Below are 22,980 nucleotides of genomic sequence, written 5' to 3' on the forward strand. Positions count from 1 at the left end.
CCGCCTCAGTAATCGTTGGTCTTTGCGCGCTCGAGGAAGGCCTCAAGCCCCTCGGTCACGATGATCTTGGCCTGCGCCACCCACTTGTCGCGCGAGCAACGGCCCTTGAAGCGCGGCACGTTGTTGTCGGCATAGGCGACTTCGTCGGCGCCCCAGGCGGCGATCTGGTCGTAGTGGAAGATGCCCCACTCGTTCAGACGCTCTTCTAGAACCGGGCCGATGCCTTCGATCTTCTTCAGATCGTCGGCCTTGCCATCGCGCGGCGCGGCCAGACCCTCGGGCTTCTCGCCCTCGGCCTCAGCGGCAACCGGCTCGGCTGCCTTCGGCGCCTCGGCTGTGTTGCTGGCGGCCTTGGGGGCCGAAGCGGCCTTGGCGGCGGCCTGCTGGACAGCCGACATCGGGCGCTGGCCCGCGCCCATGATGCCGATGGACGGATACTGACCCGACATCTGCCACGGCGCGCGCAGCGCAACCTCGGTGCCGTCGATCTTCTTGACCACGTCGCCCACGGTGACCGCGGGATCGACCGAGCCGTTATATTTCTCCATCTCGCCCGCCGAAGCGGAGAGCGAGGTCAGACCGGTCGCCGGTTCCGACGAGAAGCGGCCGGTTTGCGAGCCCGGACGCGGCTGGCCGCCAGCGGCCATGTCGTCGATCAGCTTCGCGAGGCTCGCCTCCGAGAGATCCTCGTAATAGTCCTTGCCGATCTGTGCCATCGGCGCGTTGGCGCAGGCGCCAAGGCACTCGACCTCTTCCCACGAGAACTTGCCGTCAGCCGACAGCTCGTGCGCGTGCGGCGCGATCTTTTCCTTGCAGACCTTGATCAGGTCCTCGGCGCCGCAGATCATGCACGAGGTCGTGCCGCAGACCTGGATATGGGCCACCGAGCCGACCGGAGCCAGTTGGAACATGAAGTAGAAGGTCGCCACTTCCAGCGCGCGGATATAGGGCATCCCGAGCATGTCGGCGACGTATTCGATCGCCGGACGCGACAGCCAGCCTTCCTGCTCCTGCGCGCGGAACAGCAGCGGAATGATCGCCGAGGCCTGACGGCCGACCGGGAACTTGGTCATCTGGGCCTGAGCCCAGGCGAGGTTCGCCGGGGTGAACTCGAAGCTTTCGGGTTGTGCGTGATGAAGGCGGCGCAGCATTAGCGGTCAATCTCCCCGAACACGATGTCCATCGTGCCGATGATGGCCGAAACGTCGGCCAGTTGGTGTCCCTTGCAGACCGCATCCATCGAATGCAGATGCGGGTAGCCCGGGGCGCGGATCTTCGCGCGGTAAGGTTTGTTGGTGCCGTCCGACACGAGGTAAACGCCGAATTCGCCCTTGGGGGCCTCGACGGCGGCGTAAACCTCGCCGGCGGGAACCTTGAAGCCCTCGGTATAGAGCTTGAAGTGGTGGATCAGCGCTTCCATCGAACGCTTCATCTCGCCACGCTTGGGCGGGGTCATCTTGCCACGCGCCAGAACGTCGCCCTGCCCTTCGGGCGCGCGCAGCTTGGCGATCGCCTGATGGATGATCTTGGTCGATTCACGCATCTCGGCCATGCGCACGAGGTAGCGGTCGTAGCAGTCACCGTTTTTGCCGATACAGACCTTGAAGTCGAACTCGTCGTAGCACTCGTAGGGCTGCGCGCGACGCAGGTCCCAGGCAAGGCCCGAACCGCGCACCATGACGCCCGAGTAGCCCCATTTCTGGATCTCTTCCTCGGTGATGATGCAGATGTCGGCGTTGCGCTGCTTGAAGATCCGGTTCTCGGTCAGCAGGCCCTCGATATCGTCGAGTACGCGCGGGAATTCGTTGGCCCAGATCTCGATGTCGTCGATCAGTTCTGACGGCAGATCCTGGTGGACACCGCCAGGACGGAAGTAGTTGGCGTGCAGACGCGCACCGCAGGCACGCTCATAGAACACCATCAGCTTCTCGCGCTCTTCAAAGCCCCAAAGCGGCGGGGTCAGCGCGCCCACGTCCATCGCCTGAGTGGTGACGTTCAGCAGGTGGTTCAGAATTCGGCCGATTTCCGAGTAGAGCACGCGGATCAGCTGCGCGCGTCTGGGAACCTCGGTGCCCGTCAGCTTCTCGATCGCCAGACACCAGGCATGTTCCTGGTTCATCGGCGCCACGTAGTCGAGACGGTCGAAATACGGAAGGTTCTGCAGGTAGGTGCGGCTTTCCATCAGCTTCTCGGTGCCGCGGTGCAGCAGCCCGATATGCGGGTCCGCGCGCTCGACGATCTCGCCGTCAAGCTCAAGCACCATCCGCAGCACGCCGTGCGCCGCCGGGTGCTGGGGCCCGAAGTTGATGTTGAAGTTGCGGATGCGCTGTTCGCCCGTCAGGAAATCCGTCGAGCCGTCATCGTAGGTATTTTGCCGGATGTCGCCGTCCATAGTCTTTACCTTTGCTTGCCGATGGCCTGGGGCCCGTGAGCCCCCGGCGAGGCTCAGCCCTGCTTTTCGTCGCCGGGCAGAATGTAGTGGGCGCCCTCCCAGGGGCTGAGGAAGTCAAACTGACGGTATTCCTGGGTCAGCTTGACCGGCTCATAGACCACGCGCTTTTGCACCTCGTCATAGCGCAGCTCAACATAACCCGTGGTCGGGAAGTCCTTGCGCAGCGGGTGCCCGCGGAAGCCGTAGTCGGTCAGGATGCGGCGCAGGTCCGGGTGGCCCGAGAACAGGATACCGAACATGTCGAAGATCTCGCGCTCGAACCAGTTGGCAACCGGGAAAGCGTCGGTGATCGAGGGGCACATCTCGTCTTCGCGCAGGGCAGCCTTCACGCGGATGCGCTGGTTGCGCCACATCGACAGGAAGTGCCAGACCACGTCGAAACGTGCCGGACGCGAGGGCCAGTCAACGGCGGTGATATCCACCAGCGTGGTGAAACGGCAGTTCGGATCGTCGCGCAGAAACTCGAGGAACGAGACGATATTGCCGGCGGTGACCGTCACGGTCAGCTCGCCAAAGGCGATCTCGGTCGAGACCACGTCATCCGCGCGCTTGAGTTCGATATGGGCGGCCAGTTCTTGCAGTGCTTCGCTCATCGTCCCCTCCTCAGCGCACCAGCGTCCCGGTGCGGCGGATCTTCCGCTGCAACTGGAGGATGCCATACATCAGCGCCTCGGCCGAAGGCGGGCAGCCCGGAACGTAGATATCGACCGGAACGATCCGGTCACAGCCACGCACCACCGAATAGCTGTAGTGGTAATAACCACCACCGTTCGCGCAGGAGCCCATCGAGATCACGTAGCGCGGCTCGGGCATCTGGTCGTAGACCTTGCGCAGAGCGGGGGCCATTTTGTTGGTCAGCGTGCCCGCGACGATCATAACGTCCGATTGACGAGGGCTTGCGCGCGGGGCGAAGCCGTAGCGCTCCACGTCGTAGCGCGGCATCGCGGTGTGCATCATCTCGACAGCGCAGCAGGCCAGACCGAAGGTCATCCAGTGCAGCGAGCCGATGCGCGCCCAGTTGATCAGGTCCTCGGCGGTCGTAAGGATGAAGCCCTTGTCCTGCAGGTCGCGGTTGAGCGCCTGTGCCGCGCCTTCCATATCGGCGGCAGCGGTATTCGCTCCGGTCATCACGCCCATTCCAGCGCCCCTTTCTTCCATTCATAGGCAAAGCCCACGGTCAGCACCGCCAGGAACACCATCATCGACCAGAAGGCGACCATGCTCAGACCACCGAAGGCGACCGCCCAGGGGAACAGGAACGCCACTTCGAGGTCGAAGATGATGAACAGGATCGAGACGAGGTAGAAACGGACGTCAAATTTCATCCGCGCATCGTCGAAGGCGTTGAAGCCACACTCATAGGCCGACACTTTTTCCGGGTCGGGGTTGCGCACCGCAAGCACGGCAGCAGCGAGGATCAGCACCAGACCGAGTCCGGTGGCCATCGCGAGAAAAATGAGAATGGGAAGATATTCACGCAGCATATCGTGCACTGGTTGGCTCCCTCGTGACGCGACGCAATGTCGCGCAGGTTCCGGCTAGGCCGACCTTTAGCCCTGCGCCCGCTCCGGGTCAACCGAGAGGTGCCCAAATGCGGAGCGAAAAGTTCAATTTGTATACCGATGCACACAAATGGGCGGGGACAAGGCCCCGCCCAGTGTCATGTTTCGCGCTAACGGCGAGGCATCGCCCAAATCGACGCCGCGACGTCCTTGATCAAAGTCAACAAAATCCGCCTGACCGGGGAAATTACTTTACCGCCTCAGGCGATCCAGCCCGGCTTGCGCTTGCTGAAGAACGCAGTGATTCCCTCTATCGCCTCGGGGCTTTCCCATCGCGCGACGAGCGCGGCGATGGTGGCGTCCTGCACCTCGGGGCCGGTGTCGGGGCCAAGCATCCGGATCAGCGCCTTGGCGTCGGCCACGGCGCCCGGCGCGCAGCTCAGGTAAGGCACGACTTCGGCCTCGATCGCCGCATCAAGGGCGTCCGCCGCCACGACCTTGGCCAGCAGGTTCAGCTCGTGCGCCTCGGTGGCATCGAAGAGCCGTGCCGACATGAAGACCCTGCGCGCCTTGTCCGCGCCCATGCGCGCCACGACATAGGGTGAGATAGTGGCAGGCGTCAGCCCGAGCCGCGTCTCGGTCAGGCCGAAACGCGCCCCCTCGACCCCCACGGCGACGTCGCAAACCGACATCATCCCGATCCCGCCGCCAAAAGCATTGCCATGCACCCGCCCGATCAAGGGCTTCGGGCAGCGATCAAGCGCCGAGAGCATCCCCGCCAGCTTGCGCGCTCCGGCAGCGCGCTCCTCGGCTGTAGCGGCTATCTGCGCCTGCATCCAGTTCAGATCGCCCCCGGCGCAGAAGCTTGCACCCTCAGCCGCCAGCACAACCACGCGCACCGACGGGTCATTGCCCAGATCGGTGATCGCGGCAGTGATCTCATCCATCATCTGCGCACTCAGCGCGTTGTGCTTGTCGGCGCGGGAAAGCCACAGATGGGCTACGCCGCGCGCATCGGTCTCGATCCGGATCGTCTCAACCATCCTGGCCTCCCTTCATCGACCGCGCCAGCGTGGCGGCCTCTTGCAGCACAGCCATATCCAGCCCGGTGTCATAGCCCAACTCGGCCAGCCGGGCGGCCACCTTCTCGGTCGCTACATTGCCCGCTGCGCCTGGCGCATAGGGGCAGCCGCCAAGGCCACCCACCGCAGCGTCAAAAACCCGCAGACCAAGCGCCAGGCTCGCCTCGATATTCTCAAGCGCGCGGCCTGCTGTATCGTGGTAATGACCTGCAAGGCGTTCCGGCGGCAATTCGTTTAGAACCGCCTCAAGCATGGCGCTGATCGTCTCAGGGCGCCCCTGCCCGATCGTGTCGCCCAAACTGACCTCATAGCAGCCCAGATCGCGCAGCGCGGCGACGACGCGCGCGACTTGGCCCGGCGCGATCGCCCCGTCATAGGGGCAGTCGGTCACGACCGAGACATAACCGCGAACAGGCATATTATCGACCTTTGCGGCCTCGATCACCGGCGCGAACCGTTCAAGACTTTCACTTATCGAACAATTTAGATTGGCGCGCGAAAACCCCTCAGAGGCCGAGGCGAAGATCGCCACCTCATCGGCGCTGGCGGCACGAGCGGCCTCGTAGCCCTTCAGGTTCGGCGTCAGCGCGGCATAACGCACGCCCGGCGCGCGGGTGATCCCGGCCAGCACATCGGCGCTGTCGGCCATCTGCGGCACCCATTTCGGACTGACGAACGAGGCCACCTCGATCCGCCGGAACCCCGCCTTGCTCAGCCAGTCCACCAGCGCGATCTTCTGCGCCGTCGGGATCATGCGTTTTTCGTTCTGCAACCCGTCTCGGGGCGCCATTTCAAAGATTTCGACGGTCTCAGGCATCGGGCAACTCGTATAAGTCCTGGGTGTAGATTGCGCTGGAACCGCCCTTCGCGGCCGCGCGCTGATAGGCTGGACGCGCCATGACCCGCGCGCAATAGGCGGCAAGCGCCGGGTAAGCATCGGGCCGCACGAAGCGGAACATCGCCTCGACGTTGAAGCCCATCATGCAGTCGGCGGCTGAAAAGTCGCTCAGCAGCCAGTCGCGTCCCAGCAAATGGCCTTCGAGCGCGCGCATCGTGACCTCAAGCCGCTTCGTATCGAGCTTGGTCAGCGCCGCCGAACGGGCGCTTTCGGGCCGCAGGAAGATATGATGAATATTGAGGTTTTGCAGTATATTGGCCTGCGTTTCCGAGAAACTGACCCATTCGAGGAACTGCGCGCGTTCGGCCTCTCCGGGCTTGGGGGCAAGGCGCCCGCGCGTCTCGGTCAGGTATTGCACGATGGCGCCCGACTCGAAGATCACCTGCCCGTCAACCTCCAGCGCCGGGATGCGCCCCGCCGGGCTGAGGGCGCGAAACTCGGGGCTACGCAGACTTCCGTCGGTCAGCGACCATAGCCGCAACTCGGCCGCCTCGCCAAGTTCCTCAAGCAGCCAGAGCACGCGGAACGAGCGCGAGCCGGGGACATGGTGCAGCCGGATCATGCCGCCTCCTCTTCCTCGGCCAGGCGGATCAGTGCCGCCCCAGCCTCGACCTGCGAACCTTCGGTGACGAGCACCTCGGCCACGGTGCCCGCCCGCGCGGCCAGCATGGTGTGCTCCATCTTCATCGCCTCAAGAATAGCAAGCCTGTCGCCTTCCGCCACTTGCTGTCCGGGCTGCACGAAGACAGCCTTCACCAGCCCCGGCATCGGCGCCAGCGTCAGATCCGAGGCCGGCCCCTGCGAGGCACGCGCCAGCGGATCGGGGCGCACAAAGCGATGCGCGCCATGCAGGAAAACGGTGATCTCATCGCCGCCCAGATGGAAGCGCGCGCCGGTCTTTGCCCCATCGACCCACCAGCCATCGGCGCGCATCTCGCAGATATGCTCGGCCCCGTCGATCTCGACCGCCACACGGCCCGGTCCTTCGACCCGCAGATAGGCCGGGGGATCGAAGGCGATCGCGCGCCGCAACGCGCCCCAAAGCGCGAATCCCGTCCCCTGCCCCGATTCGAGCCCCGCCACCGCCAGCACCGCCAGCGCCCGCGCCGCCAGCGGCGCCTCGGCCTCATGCACCAGCGCGTCGAGATCACGCCCGATCAGGCCAGTATCGACATCGCCCGCAGCGAAGCCACGATGCCGCGCCAACGCGCCGAGGAAGGCCAGGTTCGTCGTCGTCCCCGCAACCTCGGTCTGCTCAAGCGCACGGGCAAGACTTGCAAGCGCCACCGCACGCGTCGGGCCATGCACCACGACCTTGGCGATCATCGGGTCATACCAAGGGCTGATCGTGTCACCAGGTCGCACCCCGGTTTCTATCCGCGCGCCAGAGGCGAAACGCAGATGCGCCAGGGTCCCCGTGGCAGGGAGAAACCCCGCCGGCACGTCCTCGGCATAAAGCCGCGCCTCGAAGGAATGCCCCCGGATCGTCAGATCTTCCTGTCGCGCGGGCAAGTCTTCACCCGCTGCCACGCGCAGTTGCCACTCGACCAGATCGACGCCGGTGATCGCCTCGGTCACGGGATGCTCGACCTGAAGGCGCGTGTTCATCTCCATGAACCAGAAGCGATCGGGGCGCAGGCCCTCCGAGGCATCCACGATGAATTCAATCGTGCCCGCGCCCTTGTAGTTGATCGCCTCGGCGGCGCGGACAGCGGCCTGCCCCATCGCCTGCCGCATCTCTTCGGTCATGCCGGGGGCCGGAGCCTCTTCGATCACCTTCTGATGCCGCCGCTGGAGCGAGCAGTCGCGTTCGAACAGATGGACCGCGCGGGTGCCATCACCGAAGACCTGCACCTCGATATGGCGGGGCTTCTCGACGTATTTCTCGATCAGAACGGCGGGGTTGCCAAAGGCGGTCCGCGCCTCGCCCTGCGCCGAGGCAAGGGCCGCCGCGAAATCCTGCGCGCCGTCCACCTTGCGCATCCCCTTGCCGCCGCCACCGGCAACGGCCTTGATAAGCACGGGATAGCCCACCGCCTCGGCGGCGCCAGCCAGATGCTCGGGGTCCTGGTTTTCGCCGTGATAGCCGGGCACGACGGGAACACCAGCCTCGGACATCAGCGCCTTCGCCGCATCCTTGAGACCCATCGCGCGGATCGCCTTGCCCGACGGCCCGATGAAGACCAGACCGGCGGCTTCGACAGCATCCACAAATTCAGGGTTCTCGGACAGAAAGCCATAGCCGGGGTGAATGGCTTCGGCGCCAGTAGACAGCGCGGCGGCAATGATTGCGTCACCGCGCAGGTAACTGTCCTTCGGTGCGGGTCCACCGATCAGAACCGCTTCATCTGCCATGGCGACGTGGCGCGCCCGGAGATCGGCCTCGGAATAGACCGCCACAGTCGCCACGCCCATGCGGCGCGCGGTATCGATCACGCGGCAGGCAATCTCGCCACGGTTGGCGATCAGGATCTTGCGGAACATGGGCTCCTCCCTGTGTCCAATTTCGGAGGGGACGCTGCCCCCGCTCCTGCGGAGCCCCCTGAGGTATTTTCGCCAAGAAGAAACAGCCCTTTCTTCTTGGTCCAAATACCTCCGCCGGAGGCAAGAAATTTACATGCGGAACACGCCAAAGCGCGTCGGTTCGATCGGGGCGCAGAGACTTGCCGAAAGCGAAAGCGCCAGCACCTGCCGCGAGTGGCGGGGGTCGATGACGCCATCGTCCCACAGGCGCGCGGAGGCGTAGAGCGGATGGCTCTGGCGTTCGAACATCTCGATGGTGGGGCGCTTGAACTCGGCCTCTTCCGCGGCGGACCAGCTGCCGCCCTTGCGCTCGATCCCGTCGCGGCGCACGGTTGCCAGAACGCCCGCGGCCTGTTCGCCACCCATCACCGAGATGCGCGAGTTGGGCCAGGTCCAGAGGAAGCGGGGCGAATAGGCGCGGCCCGCCATACCGTAGTTGCCAGCCCCGAAGGAGCCGCCGACCAACATGGTAATCTTGGGCACCGAGGTCGTGGCCACGGCGGTCACCATCTTGGCGCCGTGGCGCGCGATGCCTTCGTTCTCGTATTTACGGCCCACCATGAACCCGGTGATGTTTTGCAAGAATACCAGCGGGATGGAGCGCTGCGAGCACAGCTCGATGAAATGCGCGGCCTTTTGCGCGGCCTCGGAGAAGAGCACGCCGTTATTGGCGATGATCCCGACGGGGCATCCCATCACATGGGCAAAGCCTGTGACGATTGTCTCGCCGAAGCGCGGCTTGAACTCATCAAAGCGCGAGCCATCGACGAGGCGGGCGATCACCTCGCGGATATCGTAGGGCGTGCGCAGGTCGGCCGGAACGACGCCGAGGATCTCTTCGGGGTCATAGGCCGGGTCTTCGGGCGACTGCCACTGCACCGTCGTGGGTTTGGCGCGGTTGAGATGGCTGACGGCACGGCGCGCGAGCGCAAGAGCATGAGCATCGTCTTCGGCCAGGTAATCGGCCACGCCTGAAAGGCGCGTGTGCACATCGCCACCGCCCAGATCCTCGGCCGTGACGACCTCGCCCGTGGCGGCCTTTACCAGCGGCGGACCAGCGAGGAAGATCGTCCCCTGTTCTTTGACGATGATCGTCACATCCGACATCGCGGGCACATAGGCGCCGCCCGCGGTGCAAGAGCCCATTACAACGGCGATCTGGGGAATGCCCTTCGCGCTCATCCGGGCCTGGTTGAAGAAGATACGGCCGAAATGGTCGCGATCGGGGAAAACCTCATCCTGGTTGGGCAGGTTCGCACCGCCCGAGTCTACAAGGTAGATGCAAGGCAGCGCGCATTCCTCGGCGATTTCCTGGGCGCGCAGGTGCTTTTTCACCGTCATCGGGTAATAGGTGCCCCCCTTCACGGTGGCATCGTTGGCGACGACCATCACCTCTTGCCCGTGCACACGACCGATCCCGGCGATCACGCCCGCGCAAGGGGCCGCGCCATCATACATGCCATGCGCGGCCGTCGCGCCGACCTCGAGGAAGGGTGAGCCGGGGTCGAGCAGACCTGCCACGCGCTCACGCGGGGCCATCTTGCCGCGTGACACATGGCGCGCGGTAGCCTCGGGGCCGCCACCGGCGGCGGCGCGCTCGGCCGCCTCGCGCACGGTGGACAGCATCGCCAGATGCGCCTCGCGGTTCTGCCGCGCCGCATCCGAACCGGCGACAAAGGATGATACGAGTTTCATGTTTGATCTCCGTCCCTTACCGGGCCTTCTCGTCAAGTCGCGCCATCAGTTCCAGCACCTGGAGGGCGGTCATGCGCATGGTGCAGGCCGATCCAGCCGGCCCCGCGCCCGAGCCTCCGCCCCATTGCGTCATCTCGTAAAAGCAGCTCGCATCGCGGAAGGCGATCCAGGCGCGCTGCATCTCTTGCAGCGCGGGCGCCATCGGCGCCGCGGCGCTGCCGATTTCCGCCATCTCGGCGTCCGCCGCCGTCTCGGCCGCCATCAGCTCCTGATAGGCGGTGTTCAGGCGGGCATCCCAGTCGGCCCGCTCGGCGCCATAGCAAAAGCCCATGCCCGCGTTAGAACTGCCGCCATCGCTGGTGAGCATGCAATGCGCGGCGCCCACGCCGATGCACTCGTCCCGAGACTCGGTCGATTTCGCGCTCAGGCAGGCCTCGATCACGGTGGGGTCATAGTCCACCGGCAAAGCCCCCTGCGCCAGGACCGGCGCAGGCAGCAAAAGCGCCAGGGCCAGCGCGCGCATCACGCGCCTGCCAGCAGTTCGCGGCCGATCAGCATCCGGCGGATCTCGCTGGTGCCTGCGCCGATCTCCATCAGCTTGGCATCGCGGAAGAGACGCGAGACCACGCTGTCTTGCAGGAAACCCGCACCGCCAAGCGCCTGAACCGCCTGATGCGCCTGCACCATCGCCTGCTCGGAGGCGTAAAGCACCGTCGCGGCTGCGTCCTGACGCGTCACGGCGCCGCGATCGCAGGCCTTGGCGACCTCGTAGGTATAGGCGCGGGCCGTGTTCATCGCGACATACATGTCGGCAATCTTGGCCTGCATCAGCTGGAAATTCCCGATTGGCTGGCCGAATTGCTGACGCTCTTGCGAATAGGGCACGACCTCGTCGAGGCAGGCCGCCATGATGCCAGTGCCGATGCCCGAAAGCACCACGCGTTCATAATCCAGACCCGACATCAGAACGCGCACGCCCTTGCCCTCGGCGCCCAGCACGTTTTCCTCGGGCACTTCGCAATTATCGAAGAACAGCTGCGCCGTGTTCGAGCCGCGCATCCCAAGCTTGTCGAAATGCTGGCTGGTCGAGAAGCCCTTGAACGATTTTTCGATAATGAAAGCGGTGATGCCTTTCGAGCCTGCCTCCGGGTTGGTCTTGGCATAGACGACCAGCGTATCGGCGTCGGGGCCGTTGGTGATCCAGTATTTATGGCCGTTCAGGACGTAGTAGCCGTCCTTCTTCTCGGCGCGAAGCTTCATGCCGACGACGTCCGAACCCGCACCCGATTCCGACATTGCGAGCGCGCCGACCTTCGCCCCCGACACGAGATCGGGCAGATACTTGGCCTTTTGCGCCGCGCTGCCGTTCAGCTTGAGCTGGTTGACGCACAGGTTGGAATGCGCCCCGTAGCTGAGCGAGATCGAGGCCGAGGCCCGCGCGATCTCTTCGGTGGCGATCACATGGGCCAGATAGCCCATGCCCGAGCCGCCGTATTCCTCGGCCACGGTGATGCCAAGCAGACCCAGCTCACCCATTTCGGCCCAAAGCTCATGTGGGAAAATGTTGTCGCGATCCACCTGCGCCGCGATCGGCTTGACCCGCTCCTGCGCCCAAGCGTGCACCATATCGCGCAGCGCATTCACATCTTCGCCCAGATCGAACGTCATAGAACCCGCGAACATAACCATCCTCCCCGTTATTGAACGCTTGTTCATTTAATGCCGCGATATCCGATTCGCGTCAAGCCCTGTTCGCAGGGCCTTGCACCGGCGGCGGCGATGCCCATGTTTGTTCGCAGATTGCAGGAGGCATTCATGCGCAAATTTCTGACCGCAGCCCTGATAGCCGCGCCGCTTCTGGCGACCGCCGCTGGCGCCGAGCTGGTTGGCGAGGTCGGCGTCGATTGGGTCGGCAACGATATCCTGATCGAGGCGATTGAAGACCCCAAGGTACAGGGCGTGACCTGCCACATTGCCTATTTCGACCGCTCGCTTTTTGATCGGCTCACCCAGGGAAACTGGTTCGAAGACCCCTCGAACGCCTCCATCGCCTGCCGCCAGACCGGGCCGATCAAGATCGGCGATATCGACCGCAGTCCGAGCGGCGAGAAGGTCTTCTCGGAAAGTCGATCGCTGATCTTCAAATCGCTCAAGGTCACCCGGATCTTCGACGAGGCGCACCAGACACTGATCTACCTGACCCACGCGACCGAGGTCACCCAGGGTTCGGCCAAGATGTCGATCTCGACCGTGCCGCTTTACGGCTCCGACTAAGATCGGGGGCTGACCGCCTGCCCTTCCCCGTGCATCATGGGGCCAAAGGGAGGCGCATATGAGCAAGACAATCGACGGCCCCGACGGGCGCCCGCGCTGCGCCTGGTGTGCGGCGGCGCCCGAGTTTTTCGACTACCACGACCGGGAATGGGGCTTTCCCGTGGGCGAGGACATCCGCCTGTTCGAAAAGCTCTGCCTCGAAAGTTTCCAGTCGGGCCTGAGCTGGCGCACCATCCTGGCCAAGCGCGAGGGGTTCCGCGCGGCCTTCGCGGGGTTCGACTTCCGCAAAGTCGCCACCTTCGGCCCCGAGGATGTCGAGCGCTTGCTGGCTGACGCCGCCATCGTGCGCCATCGCGGCAAGATCGAGGCCGTGATCAACAATGCCGCGCGCGCCTGCGAGATGGTCGCGGCCGAAGGCTCTCTGGCAGCCTTCCTATGGCGTTACGAGCCGCGCCCCGAGGGTCTGGCCACCCCGCAAAGCGCCTCGACCTCGGCGGCCTCGGTCGCGCTGTCGAAGGAGCTGAAGAAACGCGGCTGGAAATTCGTTGGGCCTACGACGGTCTATGCCTTCATGCAGGCGATGGGGCTGATCAACGACCATGCCGAGGGCTGCGCGCTGCGCCTCGAGGCCGAGGCCGCCCGCGCCCGCTTCCCCCGCCCCTAAACGCGGTTGCGCCGGAAGTGCGGCCAGAACATGGCCAGCGCCACCAGCAGCGTCACGGCGGCCGCGAAATAGGCCATATCGGGGCTACGGAACGGGGCCGCGTCCGACAGGAAATAGCCAAAGACCTGCGTGAAGAACAGCGTGCCCAGAAGCATCGCAAGGTTCATCGCGGCCGAGATCCCGCCTTGCAGCGCGCCCTGCTCATCCTCGGGCACCGCGCGCGACATCAGCGCGGCCAGCATCGGGTTCACGAACCCCTCGGGGCCGTGGAAGACCAATAGCGCCACCACCGCGACGATGCCATTGGCAAAGCCATAGCCCGCGCAGGCCAGCACCGCGACGATCAGGCCAACCATCGCCACCCGCCACTCACCCCAAAGCCGCACGGCGGGGCCGGTCAGCACGCCCTGGAACACCGCCCAGACGATGCCGAAAGCGGCCAGAGAGATGCCGACCATCGCCTCGGACCAGCCGAATTTGGCAATCCCCCAGAACGACCAGATCGCAGGATAGACCGCCGAGCCGAAGAAATAGACCGCCAGCACCGCGCCAAGCGGCAGCACGCCCTTGTGGCGGGCAAACACTGCTAGAACCCCAAGCGGGTTCGCCTCGCGCCAGCGGAAGGCACGGCGCTTTTCAGGCGGCAGAGTCTCGGGCAGGACAAAATAGCCATAGACGAGGTTCGCCAGCGAAATGGCGGCTGCCACCCAGAAGGGAACGCGCGGACCAAGCTCGCCCAACAGCCCGCCGATGGCTGGGCCAAGCACGAAGCCCATCCCGAAGGCTGCACCCAGCATCCCAAAGGCCTTGGCTCGGGCCTCGGGCGCGGTCACATCGGCCAGGAAGGCGTTGGCGATGACATAGGATGACCCGCAGGCCCCGGCGAGGATGCGCCCGACGAACAGCCACAGCACTGAGGGCGCAAGCGCGTGAAAGATGTAATCCGCCCCAAGCCCCGCAATCGCCAGAAGCAGCAATGGCCGCCGCCCGAACCGGTCCGACAGCGCCCCCGCCAGCGGCGAAAACGCAAATTGCGCAAGGCTGAAGGCCGCGAACATGCCGCCCCCGATGCGCGAGGCCTCGGCCAGGTTCATATGCCCCACCGTCTCGATCAGCTTGGGCAGAACGGGCAGGATCAGCCCAAGCCCGACCATGTCGAGAAAGACGACAAGCAGGACGAAGCTCACCGCGTGGCGGCCGGGGGCTTTGGTCATTGCAAACCTGAGGGCGAAAATCAGTCGGGCAGAAAGCGTCCCGCCAACGCGGGAAGATCACCGTAATGCTCCAACAGGGCCTCGGGTGCAAGGCGCTCGATCCCGCGCCCCTCGGGGCCGAAGGTCACCAACGCGCAGGGCACGCCTGCGGCGCGCGCGGTCTCTCGGTCGGTTACCGTGTCGCCGATCAGGATCGAACGCGCGGCATCGCCCCCCACCCCCGCCACGGCGGCGCGGTAAGGCGCGGGGTCGGGCTTGCGCACCGGAAGCGTGTCGGCCCCGATCAGCGCGCCAAACAACTCGGCCACACCCAGTTGAGCGACCAACTCGCGCGCCAGCCCCTCGGGTTTGTTGGTGCAGATGGCGGTGGCGTAACCCTGCCCGCGCAGCGCCTCGACCGCCTCGGCGGCACCGGGGTAAAGCCGCGTTTCGACGCAGATATGCGCGGCGTAATGGTCCAGCAGCGGGCGGTAATCGGCCTCGATCAGATCCTCCGCCCGTGCCTCATTGAGCCGCGCATAACCCGCGCGCAGCATCGCGCGCCCGCCATGAAAGGCGATCAGCGCATCGCCAACCGGGTCCAGAGGGCGCCCCAGCCCCCGCGCCTCGAAGCAGGCATTCGCCGCGGCGATCAGGTCAGCCGAGGTATCGGCCAGCGTGCCGTCGAGATCAAACACCACCGTGCGCATGGAATTCCCCTGTTACGAACCCGAAAGATAGCGTGAATGCGCGCCCCTTGCGGCCAGATATGGTATGGGTAAAACGGGTCCGAGCAGAAGAAAAGGCATTCCCATGACGATCGCGTTGATTGTTCTGGCCGCTGGCCAAGGCACCCGCATGAACTCGGACCTCCCCAAGGTGCTGCACCGCATCGGCGCGGCGCCGCTTGTGGCCCATGCTTTGGCGGCGGGCCGCGCGCTGGAACCCGAGCAGGTGATCGTCGTCGCGGGCCATGGCGCCGAGGCGGTTACCAAGGCCGTCGGCAAGATCGACCCCGAGGCCACCGTGGTCCTGCAAGCCGAGCAGCTTGGCACCGGCCATGCCGTCGCGCAGGCGCTGCCAACGCTGGAAGGTTTCGACGGTCGCGTGATCGTGCTGTATGGCGACACGCCCTTCATCCGCCCTGAAACCCTTGAAGGTCTGGCCGAAAGCACTGCCGCGGTCGCTGTTCTGGGCTTTGAGGCTGCCGATCCGGGCCGTTACGGGCGGCTGGTTGCGCAGGGCAACGCCCTCGACCGGATCGTCGAGTTCAAGGATGCGTCAGACGAAGAGCGCGCCATAACTCTCTGCAATTCCGGCGTTATCGCCTGCGATGCCGTGCTGCTGACCGAGCTGGTGGCGGGGCTCAACAATGACAACGCATCGGGCGAGTACTACCTGACAGACATCGTCGCCGCCGCCCGCGCCAAGGGCCTTAGCGCCGAGGTCGTGACCTGCCCCGAGGAGGAAACCCTCGGCATCAACACCCGCGCCGAGCTGGCCCGCGCCGAGGCCCTCTTTCAGGCCCGGATGCGCGCCGAAGCGATGGAGAACGGCGTGACCATGGTGGACCCGGACACCGTCTGGTTCGCGCTGGATACCTATATCGGGCGCGACGTGGTGGTCGGCCCGAACGTGGTCTTTGGCCCCGATGTCACCATCGAAAGCGGCGCGCAGATCGAGGCGTTTTGCCATCTCGAGGGCTGCCATATCTCGCGCGGCGCAACCGTCGGGCCGTTCGCGCGCCTGCGCCCCGGCGCCGAACTGGCCGAGGATGTACATATCGGCAACTTCGTCGAGGTGAAGAACTCGATCCTGGCCGAGGGCGTCAAGGTCGGTCACCTGACCTATCTGGGCGACGCGGACATCGGCGAGGGCACCAATATCGGCGCGGGCACGGTGACCTGCAACTATGACGGCGTATTCAAGCATCGCACCACCGTAGGCGCGAATGCGTTCATCGGCTCGGACACGATGCTGGTGGCGCCGGTCACGGTGGGCGACGGCGCGCTGACCGGCTCGGGTTCGGTCATCACCGAGGATGTTCCGGCGGGCGCCATCGCCCTTGGCCGCGCCAAGCAAATGAACCGCCCCGGCCTTGCCACGAAGCTGTTCGAGATGCTGCGCGCCAAGAAGGCAAACATGAAAAAGGGTTCGTAAATGTGCGGGATTATTGGGGTTCTTGGAAACCATGAAGTCGCACCCCTGCTTGTGGAAAGCCTCAAGCGGCTGGAATATCGCGGCTATGACTCGGCCGGGATCGCGACGATCAACAGCGGTCGGCTGGATCGCCGTCGCGCGGTCGGCAAGCTGGTGAACCTGTCTGATCTGCTGGTGCATGAGCCGCTGGCGGGCAAGTCGGGCATCGGTCACACCCGTTGGGCCACGCATGGCGCCGCGACGACCGTCAACGCCCACCCGCATATGTCGGGCAAGGTCGCCGTGGTCCACAACGGCATCATCGAAAACTTCCGCGAGCTGCGCGCCGAGCTGGCCGAGGCCGGGATCGCCCCGCAGACCCAGACCGACACCGAAACCGTCGCGCTGCTGACGCGCATGTTCATGGATCGCGGCATGACCCCGCGCGAGGCGGCCGTGGCGACACTGAAAAAGCTCGACGGGGCCTTCGCACTCTTGTGGCTGTTCGACGGCGAGATTGACCTGATGATCGCCGCCCGCAAGGGCTCGCCGCTCGCCATCGGCCATGGCGAGGGCGAGATGTTCGTGGGCTCGGACGCCATAGCGCTGGCGCCGATGACCGACCGGATCACCTATCTCGCCGAGGGCGACTATGCCTTTGTCACCCGCGCGGGCGCCGAGATCTTCGACGCCGAGGGCCGCCGCGCCAACCGTGACGAGCAGCGCATCGACCTCGGCGCCGCCCGGGTCGAGAAGGCGGGCTACAAGCACTTCATGGCCAAGGAAATCGCCGAACAGCCGGTGGTCTTGGGCGACGCGCTGCGCCACTACCTGCCGAACGGACAGTTGAACCTGCCCGAGGGCCTCGATTTCGCCGATCTCGACCGGCTGACGCTGGTCGCCTGCGGCACGGCCTTCTATGCCTGCTCGGTCGCGAAATACTGGTTCGAGCAACTCGCCGGCCTGCCCTGCGAGATCGACGTGGCCTCCGAGTTCCGCTACCGCGAGCCGCCGCTGCCCAAGCGCAGCTTTGCCATCTTCGTCAGCCAGTCGGGCGAGACCGCCGACACGCTGGCTGCCCTGCGCTACTGTCACGAAAAGGTCGCCAAGACCGTCGCCGTCGTAAACGTGCCGACATCCTCGATCGCGCGCGAATGCGACATTGCCCTGCCGATCCTGGCGGGGGTCGAGGTCGGCGTGGCCTCGACTAAGGCTTTCACCTGCCAGCTTCTGGTTCTGGCGGCGATGGCGCTCAAGGCCGGGGTCGACCGGGGCCATATCGCGCCTGCGGATCTGGACGAACACCTGACCACGTTGCGCGCGCTGCCGGGGCTGATGAATACGACGCTTGGCTGTTCCGAACAGATCGAGAAGCTGGCCGAGCGTCTGGCCGAGGCGCAGGATATTCTTTTCCTTGGTCGCGGACCGATGTTCCCGCTGGCCCTGGAAGGCGCACTCAAACTAAAGGAAATCAGCTACATACACGCCGAAGGTTATGCATCCGGCGAACTCAAGCACGGGCCGATCGCGCTGATTGACCGCTCGGTTCCGGTGATCGTTCTGGCGCCGCACGACCGGCTCTTCGACAAGACCGTGTCGAACATGCAAGAGGTCATGGCGCGCCATGGCGAGGTGCTTCTGATCTCGGACGGCAAGGGGCTCGCGGCGGCCTCCGAGGGCACCTGGGCCACGCTCAAGATGCCTGCCGTGGCTGAGCCCTGGGCGCCGATCCTTTATGCCGTGCCCGCGCAGCTGCTGGCCTATTACACCGCCGTGGCCAAGGGAACCGATGTGGACCAGCCGCGCAACCTCGCGAAATCGGTGACGGTCGAGTAATGGGTCGCAAGCGCAAATCCCGCACTATCGCCGCCGAGGATCGCCCGCTGACCGAGGAAGAGGCGCAGTTGGACGCCGAGGCGCGGGCCTACGCGGCCTCGGACGCGGCCTATGAGCAGTATCACGAGGGCGAGGACGACGACGATCTGGGCGCCCCACCCTCGGTCGCGGATGCCATCGCCGCGCTGGAAACCTGTGGTGACGCGGACAAGGCCGCCGGGGCCGAGGCCTATCACAAGGCCCCGCGCCGCTATCTGGGCGTGGCCGTTCCGCTGATCGAGGACATGGCGCGGCTTTGGCGGGCGCAATGCTCGCTTGACGAACGCATCGCTCTGGCCGCGGGCCTCTGGGATAGCGACATCCACGAGGCGATGATCGCCGCGACCAAGTTGCTGACGCAGGCAAGGATGCGCCCGGATGACGCGGCCTGGGATCTGATCGCCTCCTGGGTGCCGGGTTTTGATGCTTGGGCCATTGCCGATCACGCCTGCAATGCAGGCAGCCGGCGCCTTGTGGCCGACCCGACCCGCGTCGATCAGGTCGTGGGCTGGCTCGACGCCGACAACATGTGGACCCGCCGCGCGGCGCTGGTGATCACTCTGCCCTGGACCAAGCAAAACCACCCCACCGCCGAGGAAGCCGCGATCCGGGCGCGTGTGCTCGGCTGGTGCGTGCGTCTCTCCGAAGACCGCGACTGGTTCATCCAGAAGGCCATCGCCTGGTGGCTGCGCGAGTTGTCCAAGCACGACGCGCAGGCGGTGTGCGAATGGCTGGAGGCGCATGGGTCCGCGCTCAAGCCCTTCGCGCGCAAGGAAGCCGCGAAATACCTTCAGCCAAGCCAGGCGTCGTAATCACTGACCAGAAGGTGACGCGGGGCCTCGTCCTCCTCGATCTCGGCGAAGCGCCCGATAGGCTCACGGAAGATATTGTCGCGTAAATCGTCATTGACGGTCGAGACTTCGCCGATCAGCACATCGCCGCCCTCGCCCCAGAAAGCGTGCCAGTCGCCGGGGCGCAGGGTGATGCTTTCGCCGGGTTGCAGAACGATAACCTCACCCGGCGCGAAGATGCGCGGGACGCCATCGCAAAACACGATCCCGCCTGCCGTTTCGTCGAACGCCCCCGCGCGGTCTGATCCATAAAGCTGCACCGCCAGCCCGGCCCCGCCGCGGTTGATGATGTCCTCGGCCTTGACGATATGGCGGTGCATCGGGCTGATCTGGTCGCGGCGCGAGATCAGCAGCTTTTCGGCATAGGCCATGCCGCCGCCGCTGCGCAGATCCACCAGCTCGCCATTACGCAGGGTGAACAGGAAGAGCCCCAGCCGATCGAAATCGCCCTGCCCGTAATCGGTGATGTCCCACCCCATGCGGGCCGAGATCACCCGTCGCGCGCCGGGTAGGGCCGCGCGGAACTCATCCACGCTCCACCATGCGAAGGGCGGCAGGCGAAAGCCGAACTGCGCGATCATCTCCTCGGCCTCGGCCATGATGGCATTGACGCGAGAGCGCTTCATCTCAGACCGCCTTCGCCGCGGCCCATTGCCGGACCGCATCACCAAAGGCGTGGAAGAGCGGGCGCGATACCGGGTCATCCTCGGCATTCCATTCGGGGTGCCATTGCACCGAGAGCGTGAAGCCGGGCGCGTCCTTGACATAGATCGCCTCGGGCGTGCCGTCCTCGGCCCGGCCCTCGATCACGATACGCTCGCCCGGTGTGGCAATCCCCTGCCCGTGCAGCGTATTGGTCACCACCTCTTCGGCACCGAAAAGCGCGGCAAACCGCCCGCCGGGTTGCAAGATCACCTTGTGGCGCAGGGCGAATGCCTCTTCGAGCGTGCCCTCGGGGGGCATGCGGTGGTTCATCCGGCCGGGTAGCTCGCGGATCTCGGGGTGCAGCGTGCCGCCCATGGCGACGTTGACCTCTTGGAAGCCGCGGCAGATGCCAAAGAAGGGCTGACCCCGCTCGACGCAGGCGCGCACCAGCGGCAGGGTGATCGCGTCGCGCGCCCGGTCAAAGGTGCCGTGCTTGTCGGTTTCGATCTCGCCATATTCCTCGGGGTGGACGTTCGGGCGCCCGCCGGTCAGAAGGAAGCCGTCGCAGACCTCCATCAACTCCTCGATCGACAGGAACTCGGGATCGGCCGGGATCAGCAGGGGAATGCAGCCCGCGACATGGCTGACCGCGCAGGAGTTCATCTGCCCGCCCTCGTGGACGGGATAGCGGTCGTTCACCAATCCGCGGTTACCGATGATACCTACGACGGGTCTGGTCATTGCACGCTCCTTTCGGATCAAGCTAACCCTCTGCCATCGTGTTGAAAAGCTCGAAGAATGCGCAACCCCTGTGCGGAGGTGCGCCTGCCCGTGCTATAGGCGCTTAGCGCACAAGCGCCTTCACCTGTGCCCGGCGCTGATGCAGAACCGGCTCGGTATAGCCCGAGGGCTGCACACGCCCCAAGAAGACCAGATCGCAAGCCGCCTGGAAGGCAAGCCCGTCGTAGCCCGGCGCCATCGGGGTGTAGTTCCGGTCGCCCGCGTTCTGGCGATCCACCACCTTGGCCATCTTGCGCAGTGCCTCCATCACGCGGCCCTCGCTGACCACGCCATGATGCAGCCAGTTCGCCAACGCCTGCGAGCTGATCCGGCAGGTCGCGCGGTCCTCCATCAGGCCGACGTCGTGGATGTCGGGCACAGTCGAGCACCCCACCCCCTGATCGACCCACCGCACGACATAACCAAGAATGCCCTGTGCATTGTTTTCGATCTCGGCGGTGATATCGGCATCCGAGTAGTTGCGCCCCGCTGCCAGCGGGATCGTTAGCAGATCGTCTAGCCGCGAGGGGCGCTTCATCGCCGCGATCTCGCGCTGGCGGGCCTTCACATCGACCCGGTGGTAATGCGTGGCGTGCAACGTGGCCGCCGTGGGGCTGGGAACCCAGGCACAGTTCGCGCCGGCCATCGGATGAGCCAGCTTCTGCTCCAGCATGTCGGCCATGCGGTCGGGCATCGCCCACATCCCCTTGCCGATCTGCGCCTTGCCCGCCAGCCCGCATTTCAGGCCAATATCGACGTTGCGATCCTCATAGGCCTGGATCCAGGGCTGGGATTTCATCTCGCCCTTGCGCAGCATCGGCCCGGCCTCCATCGAGCTGTGGATCTCGTCGCCCGTGCGGTCGAGGAAGCCCGTGTTGATGAAGGCCACGCGGTGCTTGGCGGCACGGATGCATTCCTTGAGGTTGACCGAGGTCCGGCGCTCCTCATCCATGATGCCCAGCTTCACGGTATGGCGCGGCAGGCCAAGGCAGTCCTCGACCCGGTCGAATATCTCGCAGGCGAAGGCGACCTCTTCCGGGCCGTGCATCTTGGGCTTCACCACATAGACCGAACCGGTGACCGAGTTGCGCGCGCCCGCGTCCTTTTGCAGGTCGTGCAGCGCGCAAAGCGTGGTGACCATCGCATCCATCAGCCCCTCGAAGACCTCATCGCCATCGCGCGTCAGGATCGCGGGGTTGGTCATCAGGTGGCCCACATTGCGCACCAGCATCAGGGCACGGCCCTTCAACGTGACCTCGCCCCCCTCTGGGGCAGTGAAGCTCAGATCCGGGTTCAGCGCGCGAACAAAGCTGCACTCGCCCTTGCTGACAACTTCGGTCAGATCGCCGCGCATCAGGCCAAGCCAGTTGGAATAGGCCTGCACCTTGTCGTCCGCATCGACGCAGGCCACCGAATCCTCGCAATCCATGATCGACGAGAGCGCGGATTCAAGCCGCACATCGCTGATCCCCGCCGGATCGCCGCAGCCGATGGGGTGCTCGGGGTCGATGTCCACGATCACATGCAGCCCGTTGTTCTTCAGCACGACCGAGGTTGGCGCGACCGCCGCGCCGGCATAGCCCGCGAATTGAGCCGGATCGCGCAGGCCGGTTTCCTCCTCGCCCTCTGCGAAAAGCCCGCCATCCTGCACCCAAAGCCGCGTGACCGAGGCCCAGCTGCCCCCCACCAAGGGCGCGGCCTTGTCCAGAAACGCCTTCGCCCGCGCGATCACCCGCGCGCCACGCGCCGCATCGAACCCTGCCCCCTCAGCGCGGTCACCCAACGCATCGGTGCCGTAAAGCGCATCATAAAGGCTACCCCAGCGCGCATTGGCGGCGTTGAGCGCATAGCGCGCATTAGTGATCGGCACGACAAGCTGCGGCCCGCAAACATCGGCGAATTCAGGGTCGGTCGCAGGGGTCTCGATGTCGAAATCCGGCCCCTCGGGCAGCAGATAGCCGATCTCGACCAGAAATTCCTTGTAGGCGACCGGGTCATGCCCCTTGCCACGGTTATGCAGGTGCCAGTCGTCGATCCGCGCCTGAATCGCCTCGCGCTTGTCCAGCAGGGCCCGGTTCGTCGGCCCGAGGTCATGCAGCAGGGCCGACAGCCCCTTCCAGAACTTCGCGGTATCGACGCCCGTGCCAGGCAGCGCCCGTTCCTCGATGAAGGCAGCCAGTTCGGCTGCAACCTCAAGACCTTCGCGCTCCACTCGTTCCATCTTCTGCCTCCCCTGACATGCAGACCTAATCTTGGGCAGTCGTGCCGCCCTGTCCAGAGATTTGCAGCATTCTGATACAATTTTGGTGAGCCGCCCTAACCAATTTCGGCAATTTGAGCGATTTTCGGCCCAACATGTCCTGAAAAACCGGCACCCGCCTGCCAGCCTGCCTACGCCGCAAGCTGT

General features: G+C 65.2%; 22 protein-coding genes. 5 read left to right on the plus strand and 17 right to left on the minus strand.

Translation table 11 applies throughout. From position 1 onward, the window contains the following. Window positions 1–5 precede the first annotated feature (5 nt). The 12 genes from LZA78_RS05780 to LZA78_RS05835 form a co-directional block, all read right to left on the minus strand. The gene (locus LZA78_RS05780; RefSeq protein WP_233675980.1) at window positions 6–1,151 is read right to left on the minus strand and encodes an NADH-quinone oxidoreductase subunit E; all 1,146 of its coding nucleotides are present in this window, start codon (window positions 1,149–1,151) and stop codon (window positions 6–8) included. Further along, a complete protein-coding gene (locus LZA78_RS05785; protein WP_233675981.1) occupies window positions 1,151–2,392 on the minus strand; it encodes an NADH-quinone oxidoreductase subunit D in 1,242 nt (413 codons plus the stop codon). Before LZA78_RS05785 ends, LZA78_RS05780 begins: the two co-directional genes overlap by 1 nt. A 53-nt stretch (window positions 2,393–2,445) precedes the next feature. Further along, window positions 2,446–3,045, minus strand: a complete 600-nt coding sequence (locus tag LZA78_RS05790; RefSeq protein ID WP_233675982.1) for an NADH-quinone oxidoreductase subunit C — start codon at window positions 3,043–3,045, stop codon at window positions 2,446–2,448. 10 nt (window positions 3,046–3,055) lie between these two features. Then, window positions 3,056–3,589, minus strand: a complete 534-nt coding sequence (locus LZA78_RS05795) for a NuoB/complex I 20 kDa subunit family protein (RefSeq protein WP_218629653.1) — start codon at window positions 3,587–3,589, stop codon at window positions 3,056–3,058. After that, entirely contained in the window at window positions 3,580–3,945 is a 366-nt protein-coding gene (locus LZA78_RS05800) for an NADH-quinone oxidoreductase subunit A (protein WP_218629652.1), read from the minus strand. The genes LZA78_RS05795 and LZA78_RS05800 overlap by 10 nt, the downstream gene beginning before the upstream one ends. Window positions 3,946–4,214: 269 nt before the next feature. Beyond that, on the minus strand, window positions 4,215–4,997 hold the full coding sequence (locus tag LZA78_RS05805) for a crotonase/enoyl-CoA hydratase family protein (RefSeq protein WP_233675983.1): 783 nt from the start codon (window positions 4,995–4,997) through the stop codon (window positions 4,215–4,217). Beyond that, on the minus strand, window positions 4,990–5,853 hold the full coding sequence (locus LZA78_RS05810; RefSeq protein ID WP_233675984.1) for a hydroxymethylglutaryl-CoA lyase: 864 nt from the start codon (window positions 5,851–5,853) through the stop codon (window positions 4,990–4,992). The genes LZA78_RS05805 and LZA78_RS05810 overlap by 8 nt, the downstream gene beginning before the upstream one ends. After that, on the minus strand, window positions 5,846–6,496 hold the full coding sequence (locus tag LZA78_RS05815) for a glutathione S-transferase family protein (RefSeq protein ID WP_233675985.1): 651 nt from the start codon (window positions 6,494–6,496) through the stop codon (window positions 5,846–5,848). Before LZA78_RS05815 ends, LZA78_RS05810 begins: the two co-directional genes overlap by 8 nt. Further along, window positions 6,493–8,418, minus strand: coding sequence for an acetyl/propionyl/methylcrotonyl-CoA carboxylase subunit alpha (locus LZA78_RS05820; RefSeq protein WP_233675986.1), 1,926 nt, complete (start codon window positions 8,416–8,418; stop codon window positions 6,493–6,495). Before LZA78_RS05820 ends, LZA78_RS05815 begins: the two co-directional genes overlap by 4 nt. 129 nt (window positions 8,419–8,547) lie before the next feature. Further along, complete coding sequence (locus LZA78_RS05825) at window positions 8,548–10,152, minus strand: carboxyl transferase domain-containing protein (RefSeq protein ID WP_233675987.1); 1,605 nt, start codon at window positions 10,150–10,152, stop codon at window positions 8,548–8,550. Window positions 10,153–10,168: 16 nt separating this feature from the next. Continuing rightward, window positions 10,169–10,675 (minus strand): lysozyme inhibitor LprI family protein, encoded by a 507-nt coding sequence (locus LZA78_RS05830; RefSeq protein WP_233675988.1) that lies wholly within the window; start codon window positions 10,673–10,675, stop codon window positions 10,169–10,171. Next, a complete protein-coding gene (locus LZA78_RS05835) occupies window positions 10,675–11,835 on the minus strand; it encodes an acyl-CoA dehydrogenase family protein (protein WP_233675989.1) in 1,161 nt (386 codons plus the stop codon). Before LZA78_RS05835 ends, LZA78_RS05830 begins: the two co-directional genes overlap by 1 nt. A gap of 132 nt (window positions 11,836–11,967) precedes the next feature. Between LZA78_RS05835 and LZA78_RS05840 the strand changes: the two genes are divergently transcribed. Both LZA78_RS05840 and LZA78_RS05845 read left to right on the plus strand, forming a co-directional pair. Then, window positions 11,968–12,426, plus strand: a complete 459-nt coding sequence (locus LZA78_RS05840; RefSeq protein WP_233675990.1) for a CreA family protein — start codon at window positions 11,968–11,970, stop codon at window positions 12,424–12,426. Window positions 12,427–12,484: 58 nt separating this feature from the next. After that, window positions 12,485–13,090, plus strand: a complete 606-nt coding sequence (locus LZA78_RS05845; protein WP_233675991.1) for a DNA-3-methyladenine glycosylase I — start codon at window positions 12,485–12,487, stop codon at window positions 13,088–13,090. On the opposite strand, the gene LZA78_RS05850 is transcribed toward LZA78_RS05845, so the two are convergent. Beyond that, complete coding sequence (locus LZA78_RS05850) at window positions 13,087–14,304, minus strand: TCR/Tet family MFS transporter (protein WP_233675992.1); 1,218 nt, start codon at window positions 14,302–14,304, stop codon at window positions 13,087–13,089. The two genes, LZA78_RS05845 and LZA78_RS05850, sit on opposite strands and share 4 nt — an antisense overlap. Window positions 14,305–14,324: 20 nt before the next feature. Then, a complete protein-coding gene (locus LZA78_RS05855) occupies window positions 14,325–14,993 on the minus strand; it encodes an HAD-IA family hydrolase (RefSeq protein WP_233675993.1) in 669 nt (222 codons plus the stop codon). 103 nt (window positions 14,994–15,096) lie between these two features. On the opposite strand from LZA78_RS05855, the gene glmU reads away from it, so the two are divergent. From glmU to LZA78_RS05870, 3 genes are read left to right on the plus strand one after another with little or no spacing between them, the layout of a single operon-like run. Next, window positions 15,097–16,443, plus strand: coding sequence for a bifunctional UDP-N-acetylglucosamine diphosphorylase/glucosamine-1-phosphate N-acetyltransferase GlmU (glmU, locus tag LZA78_RS05860; RefSeq protein ID WP_233675994.1), 1,347 nt, complete (start codon window positions 15,097–15,099; stop codon window positions 16,441–16,443). Next, window positions 16,444–18,258 carry a glutamine--fructose-6-phosphate transaminase (isomerizing) gene (gene glmS / locus LZA78_RS05865; RefSeq protein WP_233675995.1) on the plus strand — a complete coding sequence of 605 codons (1,815 nt, stop codon included), beginning with the start codon at window positions 16,444–16,446 and terminating at the stop codon, window positions 18,256–18,258. It abuts the gene before it with no gap. Then, window positions 18,258–19,109 (plus strand): DNA alkylation repair protein, encoded by an 852-nt coding sequence (locus LZA78_RS05870; protein WP_233675996.1) that lies wholly within the window; start codon window positions 18,258–18,260, stop codon window positions 19,107–19,109. Before glmS ends, LZA78_RS05870 begins: the two co-directional genes overlap by 1 nt. Here LZA78_RS05870 and LZA78_RS05875 read toward each other — a convergent pair. From LZA78_RS05875 to LZA78_RS05885, 3 genes are all read right to left on the minus strand, one after another. Beyond that, a complete protein-coding gene (locus LZA78_RS05875; RefSeq protein WP_233675997.1) occupies window positions 19,088–19,774 on the minus strand; it encodes a D-lyxose/D-mannose family sugar isomerase in 687 nt (228 codons plus the stop codon). The genes LZA78_RS05870 and LZA78_RS05875 overlap by 22 nt on opposite strands. Before the next feature lies 1 nt (window position 19,775). Beyond that, window positions 19,776–20,534: a gamma-glutamyl-gamma-aminobutyrate hydrolase family protein gene (locus LZA78_RS05880; RefSeq protein WP_233675998.1), complete on the minus strand. Its 759-nt coding sequence runs from the start codon at window positions 20,532–20,534 to the stop codon at window positions 19,776–19,778. 103 nt (window positions 20,535–20,637) lie between these two features. Next, window positions 20,638–22,794 (minus strand): malate synthase G, encoded by a 2,157-nt coding sequence (locus tag LZA78_RS05885; RefSeq protein WP_233675999.1) that lies wholly within the window; start codon window positions 22,792–22,794, stop codon window positions 20,638–20,640. Between the last annotated feature and the right edge of the window lie 186 nt (window positions 22,795–22,980).

Source organism: Rhodobacter flavimaris (assembly GCF_021378075.1).
Taxonomy (GTDB): Bacteria; Pseudomonadota; Alphaproteobacteria; order Rhodobacterales; family Rhodobacteraceae; genus Rhodobacter; species Rhodobacter flavimaris.

Bases quoted from the DNA above. Each gene is read 5' to 3' on its own strand.
- LZA78_RS05855 (WP_233675993.1), bottom strand. From the start codon at position 14,993: ATGCGCACGGTGGTGTTTGATCTCGACGGCACGCTGGCCGATACCTCG.
- LZA78_RS05805 (WP_233675983.1), bottom strand. From the start codon at position 4,997: ATGGTTGAGACGATCCGGATCGAGACCGATGCGCGCGGCGTAGCCCAT.
- LZA78_RS05875 (WP_233675997.1), bottom strand. From the start codon at position 19,774: ATGAAGCGCTCTCGCGTCAATGCCATCATGGCCGAGGCCGAGGAGATG.
- glmU (WP_233675994.1), top strand. From the start codon at position 15,097: ATGACGATCGCGTTGATTGTTCTGGCCGCTGGCCAAGGCACCCGCATG.
- LZA78_RS05880 (WP_233675998.1), bottom strand. From the start codon at position 20,534: ATGACCAGACCCGTCGTAGGTATCATCGGTAACCGCGGATTGGTGAAC.
- LZA78_RS05885 (WP_233675999.1), bottom strand. From the start codon at position 22,794: ATGGAACGAGTGGAGCGCGAAGGTCTTGAGGTTGCAGCCGAACTGGCT.
- LZA78_RS05790 (WP_233675982.1), bottom strand. From the start codon at position 3,045: ATGAGCGAAGCACTGCAAGAACTGGCCGCCCATATCGAACTCAAGCGC.
- LZA78_RS05780 (WP_233675980.1), bottom strand. From the start codon at position 1,151: ATGCTGCGCCGCCTTCATCACGCACAACCCGAAAGCTTCGAGTTCACC.
- LZA78_RS05835 (WP_233675989.1), bottom strand. From the start codon at position 11,835: ATGTTCGCGGGTTCTATGACGTTCGATCTGGGCGAAGATGTGAATGCG.
- LZA78_RS05820 (WP_233675986.1), bottom strand. From the start codon at position 8,418: ATGTTCCGCAAGATCCTGATCGCCAACCGTGGCGAGATTGCCTGCCGC.
- LZA78_RS05845 (WP_233675991.1), top strand. From the start codon at position 12,485: ATGAGCAAGACAATCGACGGCCCCGACGGGCGCCCGCGCTGCGCCTGG.
- glmS (WP_233675995.1), top strand. From the start codon at position 16,444: ATGTGCGGGATTATTGGGGTTCTTGGAAACCATGAAGTCGCACCCCTG.
- LZA78_RS05795 (WP_218629653.1), bottom strand. From the start codon at position 3,589: ATGGGCGTGATGACCGGAGCGAATACCGCTGCCGCCGATATGGAAGGC.
- LZA78_RS05840 (WP_233675990.1), top strand. From the start codon at position 11,968: ATGCGCAAATTTCTGACCGCAGCCCTGATAGCCGCGCCGCTTCTGGCG.
- LZA78_RS05870 (WP_233675996.1), top strand. From the start codon at position 18,258: ATGGGTCGCAAGCGCAAATCCCGCACTATCGCCGCCGAGGATCGCCCG.
- LZA78_RS05850 (WP_233675992.1), bottom strand. From the start codon at position 14,304: ATGACCAAAGCCCCCGGCCGCCACGCGGTGAGCTTCGTCCTGCTTGTC.
- LZA78_RS05815 (WP_233675985.1), bottom strand. From the start codon at position 6,496: ATGATCCGGCTGCACCATGTCCCCGGCTCGCGCTCGTTCCGCGTGCTC.
- LZA78_RS05825 (WP_233675987.1), bottom strand. From the start codon at position 10,152: ATGAAACTCGTATCATCCTTTGTCGCCGGTTCGGATGCGGCGCGGCAG.
- LZA78_RS05830 (WP_233675988.1), bottom strand. From the start codon at position 10,675: ATGCGCGCGCTGGCCCTGGCGCTTTTGCTGCCTGCGCCGGTCCTGGCG.
- LZA78_RS05785 (WP_233675981.1), bottom strand. From the start codon at position 2,392: ATGGACGGCGACATCCGGCAAAATACCTACGATGACGGCTCGACGGAT.
- LZA78_RS05810 (WP_233675984.1), bottom strand. From the start codon at position 5,853: ATGCCTGAGACCGTCGAAATCTTTGAAATGGCGCCCCGAGACGGGTTG.